Here is a 12797-nt window from a genome sequence, read left to right as displayed (position 1 = left end):
GGTGTCGTCACCGGGTACGGATCTAGCTCGCTTTCTTGGGTCTCTGCGACGAACCGTCGTCGCTTTGTCCCTCGTAGCGTCGGGAGCATGTCTCTCGTAAGGAGCCGAAGGTGACCCTGGATCTGCACGACCGCGCGGTCGTCGCCGACACACACAACGACCTGCTCATGTCGGTGGTGGAGCGGCCTCCGCACCGGTGGGCGGAGTTCTTCCGCGAGCGGTGGCTTCCGCAGCTCCTCGAAGGCGGGGTGAACATCCAGGTGCTGCCCGTCTTCGTGGACGACCAGTTCCGGCCCGAAGGCGCGCTGCGCCGCACCCTGCGGATGATCGAGTGCGCTCATGCCCTCGCCGAGGGCAACGCCGACCGCGTCCAGCTGTGCCTGGACGGCGACGACATCGACGCCGCGCTCGCCCAGGACAAGATCGCCCTGGTGCTCGCGCTGGAGAGCGCACCCGGTGTCGATGCGGACGTGGAGCTGTTCCGTACCCTGCACCGTCTCGGCGTGCGGGTCACCTCGATCGCCCACTGGGGCCGCTCGCCGCTCGCCGACGGGAGCGGCGAGGACGCCACGGGCAGCAGGCTCACCAGCGAGGGTGTGGCGGCGCTGGGTGAACTGGAGCGTCAGGGCATCGTTTTCGACATTTCCCACCTCGGGGCGAGCGGCGTGGCGCACGTGCTGGAGTTGGCGACCCGTCCGCTGATCGCCTCACATTCGGCGGCCCGCGCACTGTGCGACCACCACCGCAACCTCACCGACGAGCAGATCCGCGGGGTGGCGGCGACCGGTGGAGTCGTCTGCGTCAACTTCGTACCGGACTTCCTGGCTGGCGACCGGGAGTCACAGACCATCGACCGGATCGTCGACCACATCGAGTACATCGCCGCGCTGGTCGGCGTCGAACACGTGGGTATCGGCCCGGACTTCCTGAAGGAAGTGGCCGCCGACGTCATACCGCCGTGCTGCGACGGCAACGACTACACGGGAGTGGCGCTGGACGCCGCCTTGCCAGGACTGGACGGACCGGCCGAGCTGCCCACACTGACCGAGGCAATGGTCAAGCGCGGACTTGACGAGGACAGCATCCGCGCCGTCCTGGGCGGCAACGTGCAGCGTCTCTTCCGCGCCGAGCTGGGCAGGGGACGATGAACAGCGCCGGCGCAACACAGGAACGGACACCCGGGCAACTCTCCGCGACGCTCGCCGATCTGGAAGAGCTGGTGGTCTGCGAGTCCCTCTCCGCTGATCTTGATGCTGTCGCGCGCAGTGCCCAGGTAGTGGCCTCAATGGGCGCCCGGTACCTCGGGGCGAAACCGGAGCGCATCGTCGTCGACGGTGTCACACACCTGCGGTGGACGTTCGGAGCTCCGCGCGTGCTGCTGCTCGGACACCATGACACCGTGTGGCCGATGGGCTCGCTCCACACCCGCCCCTGGTAGGTGACGGATGGCATCGCGCGGGGTCCCGGCGTCTTCGACATGAAGGCGGGGCTGGTGCAGATGTTCCACGCACTGGCCTCACTGCCCTCCCTGGAGGGTGTCTGCGTGCTGGTGACAGGGGACGAGGAGGTCGGCTCGGACACCTCGCGGGCGTTGATCGAGGAGACCGCCAGGAAGTGCGTGGCGACGTTCGTGTTGGAAGCGTCCGCCGACGGCGGGGCGTTGAAGACCGGCCGTAAGGGCACCTCCGCCTACGAGCTGGAGGTGCACGGCAAGCGGCCCACTCCGGCCTCGAACCCGAGAAGGGCGTCAACGCCGCGATCGAAGCCGCGCACCTCACCCTCTCCCTGAACAAGGTGGCCAGGGACGTCAACGCCGGGGTGCCCGAAAGCTGGTGCACCACGGTGACGCCGACCGTAGTGGCCGCCGGATCGGTGACCAACACTGTTCCGGCGCAGGCGACGGTGAGCGTGGACGTCCGGGTGCCGACCTTCGCTGCCCAGGCGAAGGTGGACGCTGCACTGCGCGCGCTGCGGACCACCGTGCCGGGAGCACGCCTGGAGGTACGGGGAGGCCCCAGCCGTCCCCCGCTGGAGGAGGCATCGTCCGCCGACCTGTTCCACCGGGCGCGTGCCCTCGCTGAGCGGCAGGGACTTCAGCCGCTGGGGTCGGCGTCGGTGGGCGGGGCGTCCGACGGGAACTTCACCGTAGGACTGGGCTGCCCGACCCTGGACGGTCTCGGAGCCGTCGGCGGGGGTGCGCACGCCGATCGCGAGCACGTGATCGTCGCCGAGATGCTCCCGCGCGCTCTTCGAGCAGATCTGGGGCGCTGAACCTGGTGCCTCGCCAATGACGTTGAGCAGATGCGCGCCCTCTCGCACGCCGGGAACTACGTGGCCGGAGCCCGTACGGACGGCCAACTGACCGGTGCCTCGGTCACCTTCTTCGCCGCACCGGTCGGATGGGTGCTTCATCCGCACGTCACCGGCGCACGTCCCGGCCATGGCGCAGGTCTCGCTCTCAAGCTGCACCAGCGCGACTGGGCCCAGGCCCGCGGGCTTTCCCGGATCACCTGGACGTACGACCCGCTGGTGCGCCGCAACGCCCACTTCAATCTGACCAGGCTAGGCGCCCGCCCGGTCATCGCGATGCCGCTGAGGCGCCGTTCCGCACTTCCTTCGGCGTGGAAACCGCACGCGACGTTCTGCTCGTGCGCGTCGTCACCCCGGAGAGCGAAGGCTGGGGCGAGTGCGTCGCGATGTCCGAGCCCCGCTACTGCTCCGAGTACGTCGACGGAGCAGCCGACGTCCTGCGCCGCTTCCTGATCCCTGCACTGCCCGATGCCGTGGATGCGTATGCGGTCAAGCGGGCGTTGCATCCTTTCAAGGGGCACAAGATGGCCAAGGCCGCCCTGGAGACAGCTGTGCTCGACGCCCAGCTCCGGGCATCCGGGCAGTCGTTCGGCGCATACCTCGGTGCCGAACGTGATCGGGTCCCGTGCGGGGTGTCGGTCGGCATCATGGACTCGATCCCCCACCTCCTCGACTCCGTCGGCGGATTCATCGACGAGGGCTACGTACGCATCAAGCTGAAGATCGAGCCGTGCTGGGACGTGGCCCGCAGCCGCTCGCCGACGACGACCTCGTGCAGCACGCAGCCCTCGCCCGTCAACTCCGTACACCGGTCTGCCTGGACGAGTCGATCGAGTCCGCCGAGGACGCGGCGGCAGCGATCACGCTGGGCGCTGCCTCGGTCATCAACATCAAGCCCGGTCGGGTCGGCGGCTACCTGGAGGCCAAGGCCATTCACGACGTGTGCGTCGCGCACGGCATGCCGGTGTGGTGCGGCGGCATGCTGGAGACCGGCATCGGCCGCGCCGCCAACGTGGCGCTGGCCGCACTGCCCGGGTTCACCCTGCCCGGCGACACGTCGGGCTCCAGCCGCTACTTCGCGACCGACATCACCGCACCCTTCGAGCTCCACGAGGGACACCTTGACGTCCCGACAGGGGCGGGCCTTGGCGTGGAGCCGGTCACCGACTTCCTGGAAGAAGTGACGACATCCAGCGAGTGGATCCAACTCTAGAAGCGCACGCCACGCTTCCGGTGATGCCGGTTCAGCTGTGGGCGAGCCGTGGCACCGCGTCCAGCAGGGAGCGGGTGTAGTCATGCTGGGGACTGCCGATCACCTCGTCGACGTTGCCTGCCTCCACGAGGCGGCCGGAACGCATGACCGCGACGGTGTCGGCCACGTAGCGGACTACGGCCAGGTTGTGCGAGATGAAGAGCATCGACAGGCCCAGTTCGGTGCGCAGGTCCCGGATCAGGTTCAGGACGGCGCCTTGCACCGAGACGTCGAGCGCGGATGTGATCTCGTCTGCGATGAGCAGCTCCGGCTGGGCGGCCAGGGCGCGGGCGACGGCCACCCGTTGGCGCTGGCCGCCGGACAGCTCCCGGGGGTACTTGGCCGCCGCGGTGGCCGGCAGTGCGACGAGGTCCAGCAGGCGTGCGACGCCTGTGGCACGTTCGGCGCGGCGGGCCCGCGGGCCGAGACCCTCTGCGATGGAGGCGCCGACGGTCATGCGGGGGTTGAGGGAGGAGTAGGGGTCCTGGAAGACCATCTGGATACGGGCTCTGTCGATGCCGGTGACCGTCCCCCTGCAGGGGGTCAGGCCGGCGACGGCGCGCGCGACGGTGGATTTGCCCGAGCCGGATTCGCCGACGAGGCCGACCACCGATCCGGGCGGCACCTCCAGCGAGAGGTGGTCGACGGCGGTGAACGTGCCGTACCGCACGGTCAGTTCGGTGATCTTCACTGTGCCTCCCAGCAGGCGGCGTGGTGGCCGGGGGTGAGTTCGACGAGGGGTGGGCGTACCTGGCAGCGGTCGGTGGCCAGGGCGCAGCGGGCCGCGAAGGCGCAGCCGGAGGGGACTTCGGCGGGGGCGGGCTGGCGGCCGGGGATGGTGTCCAGGGGCCGGGCGCGGTCGGTGTCCATGTCGGGCAGCGAGCCGATGAGTGCCCGGGTGTAGGGGTGGGCGGCCTGGGTGGCGAGCTGGTGCACGGGCAGCTCCTCGACGATGCGGCCCGCGTACATCACCACGACCCGGTCGCAGAGTTCGCTGACGACCGCGATGTCGTGCGAGATGAACAGGGCGCCTGCTCCGCTGTCGTCGACGACCTCTCGCAGCAGGCGCAGGACCTCGCGCTGCACGGTCACATCGAGAGCGGTGGTCGGCTCGTCCGCGATGATCAGTTGCGGGATGCCCATCAGGCCCATGGCGATCACGGCACGCTGGCGCATGCCGCCGGACAGTTCGTGCGGGTGCTGATCGGCTGTGGTCTGCGGTTCGCGGATGCGGACCTGGGCGAGGCGCTCGACCGCCCGCTCGTGTGCCTGCGCCTTGGTGGCTCCGGAGTGCACGGTGGCGACCTCGGCGAGCTGGCCGCCGATGCGCAGGGCCGGGTTGAGGGAGGCGGTGGGGTCCTGGAAGACCATCGCCAGGGACGAGCCGAGGAGCTTGCGCCGGTCGTGGGCGTTCAGGGTGTCGACGTCCGTGCCGCACAGCCGGTAGCGGGCGGCTGTCATCTGTCCCGGGTAGGGAACGAGCTGGCCGATCGCGGCGGCGGTCATGCTCTTGCCGCTGCCGGACTCGCCGAGCAGGCCGACGATCTCGCGGGCGCGGACGGTGAGCGAGAGGTTGCGCACGGGGCGTACGTCGCCGGGGAAGGAGACCGTCAGGTCGCGCACTTCCAAGACCGCGTCGGCCTCCGGCACCTCTGTGGCCGGTGCAACTGTGGTCGCGGTGACCGTGCCGGCGGTCTGCGGGGTGCGGGAGGCCGCCTTGGCGAACGTGTCGCCGAGCAGGGTGAAGCCGACGCCCGCGAGGGTGACGGCGACGGCGGGGCCGACGATGACGACGGGGGTCACGTAGACGTGCCCGAACGCCTCGAAGAGCAGGCGGCCCCAGTCGTACGACGGCGGCTGGACGCCGAGGCCGAGGAAGGACATCGCGGAGAGTCCGAGCAGGGCGCCGCCCATGGCCTGGGTGAGGTTGAGGATGAGCGGTTCGGCGATGTTCGGCAGGACGTGCCGGGTCAGGACCCGCAGGCGCGGTACGCGCAGCATGCGGGCGGCGGCGATGTAGTCGGCCTGGGCGATCGAGGCGGTCAGGGTGTGGGTGATGCGGGCGAACGTAGGCGCGAGCGCCACCCCGATCCCGAGCACCGCACCCTGGGCACCGAGCCCGACGATGACTGCGGTGAACATGGCCAGGAGCAAGGAGGGGAAGGCCACCAGCGCGTCCACGACACCGACCACGAACCGTCCTGCCCGGCGTGGCAGTACGGTCGGCAGCACCCCGAGCAGGATGCCGAGGAACGCTCCGATCGCGGTGGCCAGCGCGGCCAGTTCGAGGGAGAGCCGGGTGGCGACCAGCATGCGGGCGAGGAGGTCGCGGCCCAGGGCGTCGGTGCCCAGCGGGTGCGCGGCGGAGGAGCCGGCGTTGATGGAGTCGGGGTCGAACCGGGTGGCCGCCTCGTCCCACAGGAGCGGTGCGACGACCGCGAGGACGACCAGGACGGTGACCAGCAGGGCGCCGACAAGGGTGGTCGGGTTCTTCCATGTGCGGCGCATCAGTTCTCCTTGCCGGCGCTCAGCGCGGACTTGGGGTCCAGGGCGCCGAGAGCGAGGTCGACCACGAAGTTCACCGCGAGCACGATCGCCCCGTAGACGAGGATCACGGCCTGGGCGACGGGATAGTCCTTCTGCGTGATCGCCTCGACGGTGCGCAGCCCCAGTCCGGGCCAGGCGAAGACGTTCTCCACCAGCACGCTGCCGGTGATCAGCCCGCTGAGCAGCAGGCCGCCCATGGTGAGGGTGGCCGTGAGGGTGTTGGGCAGCAGGTGCCGTAGGTAGAGCCGTCCGGCGGGCAGGCGCTTGGCGCGGGCCAGGCGCATGTAGTCGGAGCCGAGTTCGCGCAGGGTTTCCACACGGGCCACCCGGGCGATCATCGCCGCGGGCCCGATGGACAGAGCGAGCACGGGCAGTACGTACGAGGCGGGCGCGGTCAGGCCGGCGGGCGGGAACCAGCTCAGCCCGAGCGCGAAGACGATGACCAGGGCGAGGGCGTACAGGTACTCGGGGACGGCCACGGCCGCACCGGTGAGCGCGCCGAAGGCGCTCTCGGTGCGCCGGCTGCGGCCGTTCTCCGTCCGTACGGCGCCCCACATCCCGAGCGGCACCGCCACCAGCAGCGCCACGAGGGTCGCCAGCAGGGCGAGCGCCAGCGTGTTGGGCAGGCCGTCGCGGATGATGGCCGATACCGGCTGGGCGGAGATGAACGAGGTGCCCAGGTCGCCACGGAACACGTCGCCGAGGTAGTGGGCGAACTGTACGGGGATCGAGTCGTCGAGGCCGAGTTCGTGGCGGCGCTGCTCGATGAGTTCCCTGGGCGCGGTGGGGCCGAGCATTTTGCGCAGGGGGTCGCCGGGGATGAGGTGGATCATCGCGAACGAGGCCACCAGCAGTGCCGTCAGGGAGAGGGCGAAGCGGGTCAGGTGCCGGGCGAGGAAGCGCGGCGTCAGGGTGCGGCGACGCGCCCGTTCGGAGGCGGGTGTGCCAGGTGCGGCGAGGGTCATCGTCCGTCTCCGGTCATCCGGATCGAGGTCGGTTCGAAGAGGCCGGACATGATCCGGAAGGTGGAGTTGCGGGCCGCGACGGTCGCCGTGCGGTCCACGACCGGGACGATGTCACCGCCGCGCAGCAGGGCCTGTTCGGAGGCCCGCCACTGGGCGCATCCTGCGCTTCCCGGGCGCTTTCCCGCCTCAGCGCTGAGCTGCTCGTAGCGGGTGTTGGTGAGGTGGGCGAAGTTCCCGCCGTCCGGGGTGAAGGGGCCCGACAGCATGCCCAGGAGCTGGGTGGGAAGGGTGACGCCCAGCGGCTCCCAGATCACGTCCCAGTCCTGGGTCACCGACTCGACGTCGGCGTACGCGGCGTCCACGACGCCCCGCAGGTGGACCTGGACGCCCACGTCCTGCCACGCCTGGGCCAGGTATTCGGCGGCGGCGGTGGCGGCCTCGCCGGAGGAGGCCCCGTACACCATGCGGACGCTGAGGGGCTTGCCGTTCCTGGTCCGGGTGCCGGACGCATCGCGCGGCCAGCCGGCTGCATCCAGGGCTTTCTCGGCAGCCGCCCGGTCGGGTGGGGGCAGGGTGCCCGAGACGGTGTCCCCGGGGCACGGTCGCGGGCTCTGGACGAGTCCGGTGGCCTTGCGTCCCGTTCCGCTGGAGGCGATGGCCCCCAGCTGGCTGAGGTCCACGGCTTGGAGCAGTGCCCGGCGCAGGGCCGGATCGTGTCCGGGGTGGCCCTTTCCCTGGTGGAAGAAGAACTCGGAGGGGCCGATGGACTGCTCGGTGGTCCTCACGCCGGGGATCTTCTGCATGCGGGACCGGTCGGGGCCGTTGAGCATGGCCCCGTTCAGCTGGTTGGAGATCATCATGTTCGCCGCGGTCTGCTCGCTGGGCACCACATTGAGGGCGAACGTGCCCGGCATCCTCGGGTCCTTGGTGTTGGCGCCGCCGGGACCCCAGGCGTAGTCCTTGCGCAGGGCGTAGGTGTAGAGCTGGTTGGGCTGGGCCGAGGTCAGCGTGAACGGCCCGGAGCCGGACGTCGTACGGGCCAGGACGGAACGGTCCTTCAGCCCCTTGCCGCACACCAGGAACATGAACCGGGTGCTCTCCAGGATGAACGCGAAAGGCTTCGGCGTGGACAGCGTCACCTTCCCGGCAGCCGTGTCCGCCTTCGCGGTCAGCCCCTCGGGGACGGTGACGCCGAGCGTCGGTGACTTGGTGGCCGGGTCAGTGAGGTGGCGTACGTTCTCCGCCACGGTCGAGGGTGTCACCGGGCTGCCGTCCGAGCAGGCCACGTCCGGCCGCAGAGTGAAGGTGACCGACGAAGGACTGACCTCCCAGCTCCGGGCGATGCCGGAGACGACCTTCCCGTCCGGTTCGACGTGGACGAGGGTGTCGTAGGCCAGGGACAGCGCCGTGTAGGTGGTGGTGTTGCGCACCTGCGCCGGATCGAGCAGGCCGGGATCTCCTTTGACGGCGAAGCTGAAGGTGTCACCACCGGCCGAACCGGCCGACTGGGGACTGCCGCAACCGGCGGCCAGCAGCATCGCCGCGGTACACCACGCCGTACACCGTGCCGCTTTGCGCACACGTGTCATCGAGGGCTCCAAAAGGAAAGGGGGAGAAAAGTGTGGGGCCGTGAGTCGGCCGGGGAACCGGTGTGTCCGGCAGGGGCAGGTCCGTGACGGCGGAGTCGGCCGGATCAGGCCCGCAGCGATTCGATCGCGGCCCGTGCCGCCTGCCCGATGGCGGCGTCCGCGCGGGGCTGCCGGTCGGCCATCGAGTGCGTACGCAGGAACACGGCGACGGCGTAGCGCTTGCCGTCGGGGTACTCGACGACGCCGGCCTCGTTGCGGATGCCGAACTCGGTGCCGGTCTTGCCCGCGATCTTGACGCCGTCCTCGAACCCGGAGGTGAGCCGGTGCTGCCATACCTGTCGCCCCATCACCGCCCGCACCTCCGCGCACGCCTCGGCCGGACCTGCCCGGTCCTGCCAGATCGCCGCCAGCAGCGCGGTCACCTCGCGCGGAGTGCTGGAGGGCACCCGGGCGGGGTCGCGCACGCTGAGCCGGCGGATCGTCTCCTCGTCGGCTTCGGCCACCCAGGTGTCGAAGTCGGCGTCGGGCGGCATGCACAGGTCGCGGCGTACGGGTACGTCCAGCTCCCGGCATGAGGACACCCCGAAGCCGGGGAAGCCGAGTGCGTCGAGAGTGGCGCGGACTTCTCGCAGGCCGACGACGTCCAGGAGCAGGTCGGTGGCCGCGTTGTCGCTGATCGACATCATCAGGTACGCCAGGTCCCGGGTGCTCAGCTCGATGTCGTACGCGCACCCGTCGCTGCCCGAACCCCCCATCCGGTAGGGGGCGCTGACCGTGTGCCGGGCTTGCCGGTCCAGGGCTCCGGAGGCTGCCTGGCGGGCGTACTCCAGCAGGATCGGCACTTTGAACACGGAGGCCAGGACGACGCGTTCGTCGGCGCGGAAGGAGACCTCGGCTCCGGTGGCGAGGTCGCGGACGTGGAGGAAGCCGTCTGCCTCGGCGGCCTCGAAGATCGAGGCCACGCAGGGGGGTGCGGCAAGGGACGACTCGGTGGTCATGTGTGCTCCTTCGGCGGGGGCGGCGTCAGGCCCGGAGGAAGTCGATCGCCGTACGGGCCGCACGTCCGATCGCGGCGTCCACCCTCGGCTGGCGGGTGGCCAGGGAATGGGTGCGCAGGAAGACGGCGACGGCGTAGCGCTTGCCGTCGGGGTACTCGACGACCCCGGCCTCGTTGCGCAGGTTCCACATAAAGCCGTTCTTGACCGCGACCTTGATGCCGTCCTCGAAACCCGCCAGGAGACGGTGACGGGAGAGCTGGCGTGCCATCAGGTCGCGTACTTCGGCGCAGGCTTGCGCCTCGCCCGCCTCGTCGCGCCAGATCGCGGCGAGCAGTGCGGTGACGTCGCGGGGCGTGCTGGCCTGCGCGATCTGCGGGTCGAGGATCGACAGGGCGCGGATGCGTGCCTCGTCGACGTGTTCCAGCTGGGCGTCGATGTCGCTCTCGGGGTCGATGCCCAGTTCGGCCCACTCGTGGCCGTACAGCTCACGTCCGGTGCCGACGGGAAATCCGGAGACGCCGAGCTCGTCGAGCGTGGCCCGTACGCGGTCGGCGCCGACGAGGGAGAGCAGGGTGTCGGTGGCGGCGTTGTCGCTCATCGCCATCATGAAGTACGCCAGATCGCGGGCGGCCAGCGTCACATCGTCCAGGCATCCGTCGGTGCCGATACCACCGCCCTCCTTCTCGGCCACCCGCACGGTGTGCCGACCGGCCCGGTCGAGGGTCCCGGCCGCGGCCTGGCGGGCGTACTCCAGGGCGATGGCGATCTTGCGTACGGAGGCGAGGACGACCGGTTCGTCGGCCCGGTAGGCGATTTCGGCACCGCTGTCCACGTCGAGGACGTGGACGAAGCCGTCTGCCCCGGCGTGGTGGAAGAGGGAGGGGAAGAGCGCTGCCGGTGCGGGCGCTCGGGATGGGGAAGGTGCCGTCACGGCTGCTCCTGACAGGTCGGGTCGGGGATGTTCAGCGCACTCGGGGCGTGGCCCGGCCGCTGTAGTGCACAAAGGACGTGCCGTCGGGCCGCGTCTCGAAGACCACCGCGTCCCACACGGATGCTTCGTCGAGGCGACCGAGGAAGGTGCGCTCGCCTGCTGCGGTGAGCGGGAACTCGCGCGTGGGGGCCAGCCCTTCGAGGGCTCCGGTGGGTTCGGTCCGCAGCCACAGCGCGCCGTCCTGCAGGGTCGCGGTGATGCGGCTGCCTGAGCGTTCGTACACCCCGGCGTAGTGTGCCGGCTCGGCGGCGACGGGTTGCGCGGGCGGGGCGGGTGGCGGCGGGACGTTCACCCCGGCCAGCTCGGCGAACAGCTCGGAGGCGAGGGCGTGCTGGAATTCGAAGGGGCGGCCGCCGTTGGTCAGCAGCGCGACCACCGTTCCGGTGCCGGGCAGCACCCACAGCATGGCGTGCTGCCCGATGGTGTCCCCGCCGTGGAAGGCAACAGGCTGTCCCTCCCAGGTGGTCAGTCCCCAGCCCAGGCCCCACCGCTCGGCGTCCACATGCGGGTTGGGCACGTCCACCTGCGGTACGCGCAGCGCCTGCGGGTCGGCGAGCAGTCGTCCTGGCTGGAGATGAGCGAGCCCGAACTCCACTACGTCGGCGGCCCGCGCGCACACCAGCCCGGCGGGGCCGATGGACCGCGGCAGCCCCCATGTGGTGACCGGTGTGTCGTCGTCGTGGTGCCCCAGGGCGGTGGCGTACCGCAGTGCGTCCTCGGGCAGGGTGCAGGTGTGGGCCAGCCCGAGCGGCTCGACGATCTGTGTGCGCAGTGCGTCGTCCCAGCGCAGCCCGGTGAGGTGCTCCACGATCCGGCCGGCGACGACGAAACCCGCGTTGCAGTAGGACTGCCCGTCTCCCGGAGCGAACAGCTGCTGCAGCCCGGCGCACGCCGCCACGTACTTCTCCAGGCAGTCGTCACCGCGCCCGGTGTCGACGAACAGGTCGCCGTCGATGCCCGAGGTATGGGTCAGCAGGTGCCGGACGGTGATCAAGCTCGTCGCTCCGGCGTCCCGTACGCAAAATTCCGGCAGCAGGCCCGCCACCGGGGTATCGAGCGTGAGACGGCCTTCTTCCGCCAGGAGCATGATCTGCGTGGCCGTCCAGACCTTTGTGATCGACCCGACCTGGAACAGGGAGTCGGCCGTCGCAGGGGCGCCGGTGTCCCGGTTCAGGACTCCGGCGGCGAAGGCATGGGTCTGTCCCCGGGCGTGTGAAAAGGCCAGCGAGGCACCCGGTATGCCGAACTCGGCGGCCAGGGCGGCCAGGCGGTGGTGCCAGTGGCTGTAGTCGGCAGGAGACGTCACGAAACCGTCCTTGAGACGAGGAGGGAGCGGCGAGATCGCCACACTATGGCCGCATGTCGTCGCTGCTCATGGCTGTGAAGACGAAAGAGCCGGGCGGCGTTCGTCCGTAGATACGAAGACGGGTCAGGCCGGATCGGAGAAGCCCCGGCCGTCTGCTTCCTCGAAGACCAGCCAGGTACGGGAACTCCGCACCCCGGGCAGTGCCTGGAGTTCCCGCAGGACCACGTCCCGCAACGCCTCGTTGTCAGGAGCCCGCACCAGGACGAGCACATCGAACTCCGCCCCGACCAGGGCGAAGTGATCCACATAGGGCACGGAACGCAGCGCCGCGCACAGGGGGCGCCAGGCAGCCTGGTCGATGGAGAGCGTGACGTAGGCCGTGGTGCCCAGCCCGACGCGCGCCGGATCGATCCGGGCGGTGAACCCGCGGATCGTCTTCTCCGCCAGCATCCGCTCGATCCGGGCGTACGCGCCGGCCCGGGAGATGTGCACGCGCTCGGCCAACGCACGCACCGAGATGCGGCTGTTGCTCACCAGTTCCGCGAGCAGCGCGCGGTCTGTTGCGTCCACCGGCGGTTCGCGCCGGTTGTGTTCCGGGGCCTGGGGCGACTTGGGCATGACTGCATCCTTCTGCCGGACGGGTCCCGCTCCGCCGGCGGGGTCCGGGCATAGTGCGCGACGGGCTCCCACGGCGGGTGGTACGGGGGTACGAACAATCCGGCCCTCCCTCGTCGCGGACGACGAGCCGTGTTCCCCGCTGCGGTGCCTAGGGTGGGGGGACCGGCCGCCGGTGCCCCTGCCGCATCTGGCCGTCCGTGCCGCGCGCTTCGCGCGAAGGA

The 12797-nt window shown here is 70.5% G+C and carries 9 protein-coding genes and 2 pseudogenes; 3 read left to right on the top strand and 8 right to left on the bottom strand.

The window, feature by feature from the left end:
* Nucleotides 1-110: 110 nt before the first annotated feature.
* The 3 genes and pseudogenes from ACIQM4_RS30425 (at nucleotide 111) to ACIQM4_RS30415 (ending at nucleotide 3523) form a co-directional block, all read left to right on the top strand.
* The gene (locus tag ACIQM4_RS30425; protein ID WP_401598196.1) at nucleotides 111-1148 is read left to right on the top strand and encodes a dipeptidase; all 1038 of its coding nucleotides are present in this window, start codon (nucleotides 111-113) and stop codon (nucleotides 1146-1148) included.
* Nucleotides 1145-2271 (top strand): annotated as a pseudogene (locus tag ACIQM4_RS30420) (M20 family metallopeptidase). Before ACIQM4_RS30425 ends, ACIQM4_RS30420 begins: the two are co-directional and overlap by 4 nt.
* Before the next feature lie 315 nt (nucleotides 2272-2586).
* A pseudogene (locus ACIQM4_RS30415) lies at nucleotides 2587-3523 on the top strand (enolase C-terminal domain-like protein).
* Nucleotides 3524-3554: 31 nt separating this feature from the next.
* On the opposite strand, the gene ACIQM4_RS30410 reads toward ACIQM4_RS30415, so the two are convergent.
* The 8 genes from ACIQM4_RS30410 to ACIQM4_RS30375 all read right to left on the bottom strand — a co-directional run bounded on the left by ACIQM4_RS30410 (nucleotide 3555) and on the right by ACIQM4_RS30375 (nucleotide 12576).
* Nucleotides 3555-4253, bottom strand: a complete 699-nt coding sequence (locus ACIQM4_RS30410; protein WP_401598195.1) for an ABC transporter ATP-binding protein — start codon at nucleotides 4251-4253, stop codon at nucleotides 3555-3557.
* Nucleotides 4250-6070 (bottom strand): dipeptide/oligopeptide/nickel ABC transporter permease/ATP-binding protein, encoded by a 1821-nt coding sequence (locus tag ACIQM4_RS30405; protein ID WP_401598193.1) that lies wholly within the window; start codon nucleotides 6068-6070, stop codon nucleotides 4250-4252. Before ACIQM4_RS30405 ends, ACIQM4_RS30410 begins: the two co-directional genes overlap by 4 nt.
* Entirely contained in the window at nucleotides 6070-7074 is a 1005-nt protein-coding gene (locus ACIQM4_RS30400; protein ID WP_401598191.1) for an ABC transporter permease, read from the bottom strand. The genes ACIQM4_RS30405 and ACIQM4_RS30400 overlap by 1 nt, the downstream gene beginning before the upstream one ends.
* Nucleotides 7071-8612 carry an ABC transporter substrate-binding protein gene (locus ACIQM4_RS30395; protein ID WP_401598189.1) on the bottom strand — a complete coding sequence of 514 codons (1542 nt, stop codon included), beginning with the start codon at nucleotides 8610-8612 and terminating at the stop codon, nucleotides 7071-7073. Before ACIQM4_RS30395 ends, ACIQM4_RS30400 begins: the two co-directional genes overlap by 4 nt.
* A 155-nt stretch (nucleotides 8613-8767) precedes the next feature.
* On the bottom strand, nucleotides 8768-9661 hold the full coding sequence (locus ACIQM4_RS30390; protein WP_401598187.1) for a serine hydrolase: 894 nt from the start codon (nucleotides 9659-9661) through the stop codon (nucleotides 8768-8770).
* 25 nt (nucleotides 9662-9686) lie between these two features.
* Nucleotides 9687-10592 carry a serine hydrolase gene (locus ACIQM4_RS30385; protein WP_401598186.1) on the bottom strand — a complete coding sequence of 302 codons (906 nt, stop codon included), beginning with the start codon at nucleotides 10590-10592 and terminating at the stop codon, nucleotides 9687-9689.
* Nucleotides 10593-10623: 31 nt separating this feature from the next.
* Nucleotides 10624-11958 (bottom strand): serine hydrolase domain-containing protein, encoded by a 1335-nt coding sequence (locus tag ACIQM4_RS30380; RefSeq protein WP_401598184.1) that lies wholly within the window; start codon nucleotides 11956-11958, stop codon nucleotides 10624-10626.
* 123 nt (nucleotides 11959-12081) lie between these two features.
* Nucleotides 12082-12576 carry an Lrp/AsnC family transcriptional regulator gene (locus ACIQM4_RS30375; RefSeq protein ID WP_401598182.1) on the bottom strand — a complete coding sequence of 165 codons (495 nt, stop codon included), beginning with the start codon at nucleotides 12574-12576 and terminating at the stop codon, nucleotides 12082-12084.
* Nucleotides 12577-12797 lie beyond the last annotated feature (221 nt).

Source organism: Streptomyces sp. NPDC091272 (assembly GCF_044757485.1).
GTDB lineage: Bacteria > Actinomycetota > Actinomycetes > Streptomycetales > Streptomycetaceae > Streptomyces.
This window is presented reverse-complemented; position numbering and strand designations above follow the sequence as displayed.

Bases quoted from the DNA above. Each gene is read 5' to 3' on its own strand.
- ACIQM4_RS30405 (WP_401598193.1), bottom strand. From the start codon at position 6,070: ATGCGCCGCACATGGAAGAACCCGACCACCCTTGTCGGCGCCCTGCTG.
- ACIQM4_RS30400 (WP_401598191.1), bottom strand. From the start codon at position 7,074: ATGACCCTCGCCGCACCTGGCACACCCGCCTCCGAACGGGCGCGTCGC.
- ACIQM4_RS30395 (WP_401598189.1), bottom strand. From the start codon at position 8,612: ATGCTGCTGGCCGCCGGTTGCGGCAGTCCCCAGTCGGCCGGTTCGGCC.
- ACIQM4_RS30390 (WP_401598187.1), bottom strand. From the start codon at position 9,661: ATGACCACCGAGTCGTCCCTTGCCGCACCCCCCTGCGTGGCCTCGATC.
- ACIQM4_RS30375 (WP_401598182.1), bottom strand. From the start codon at position 12,576: ATGCCCAAGTCGCCCCAGGCCCCGGAACACAACCGGCGCGAACCGCCG.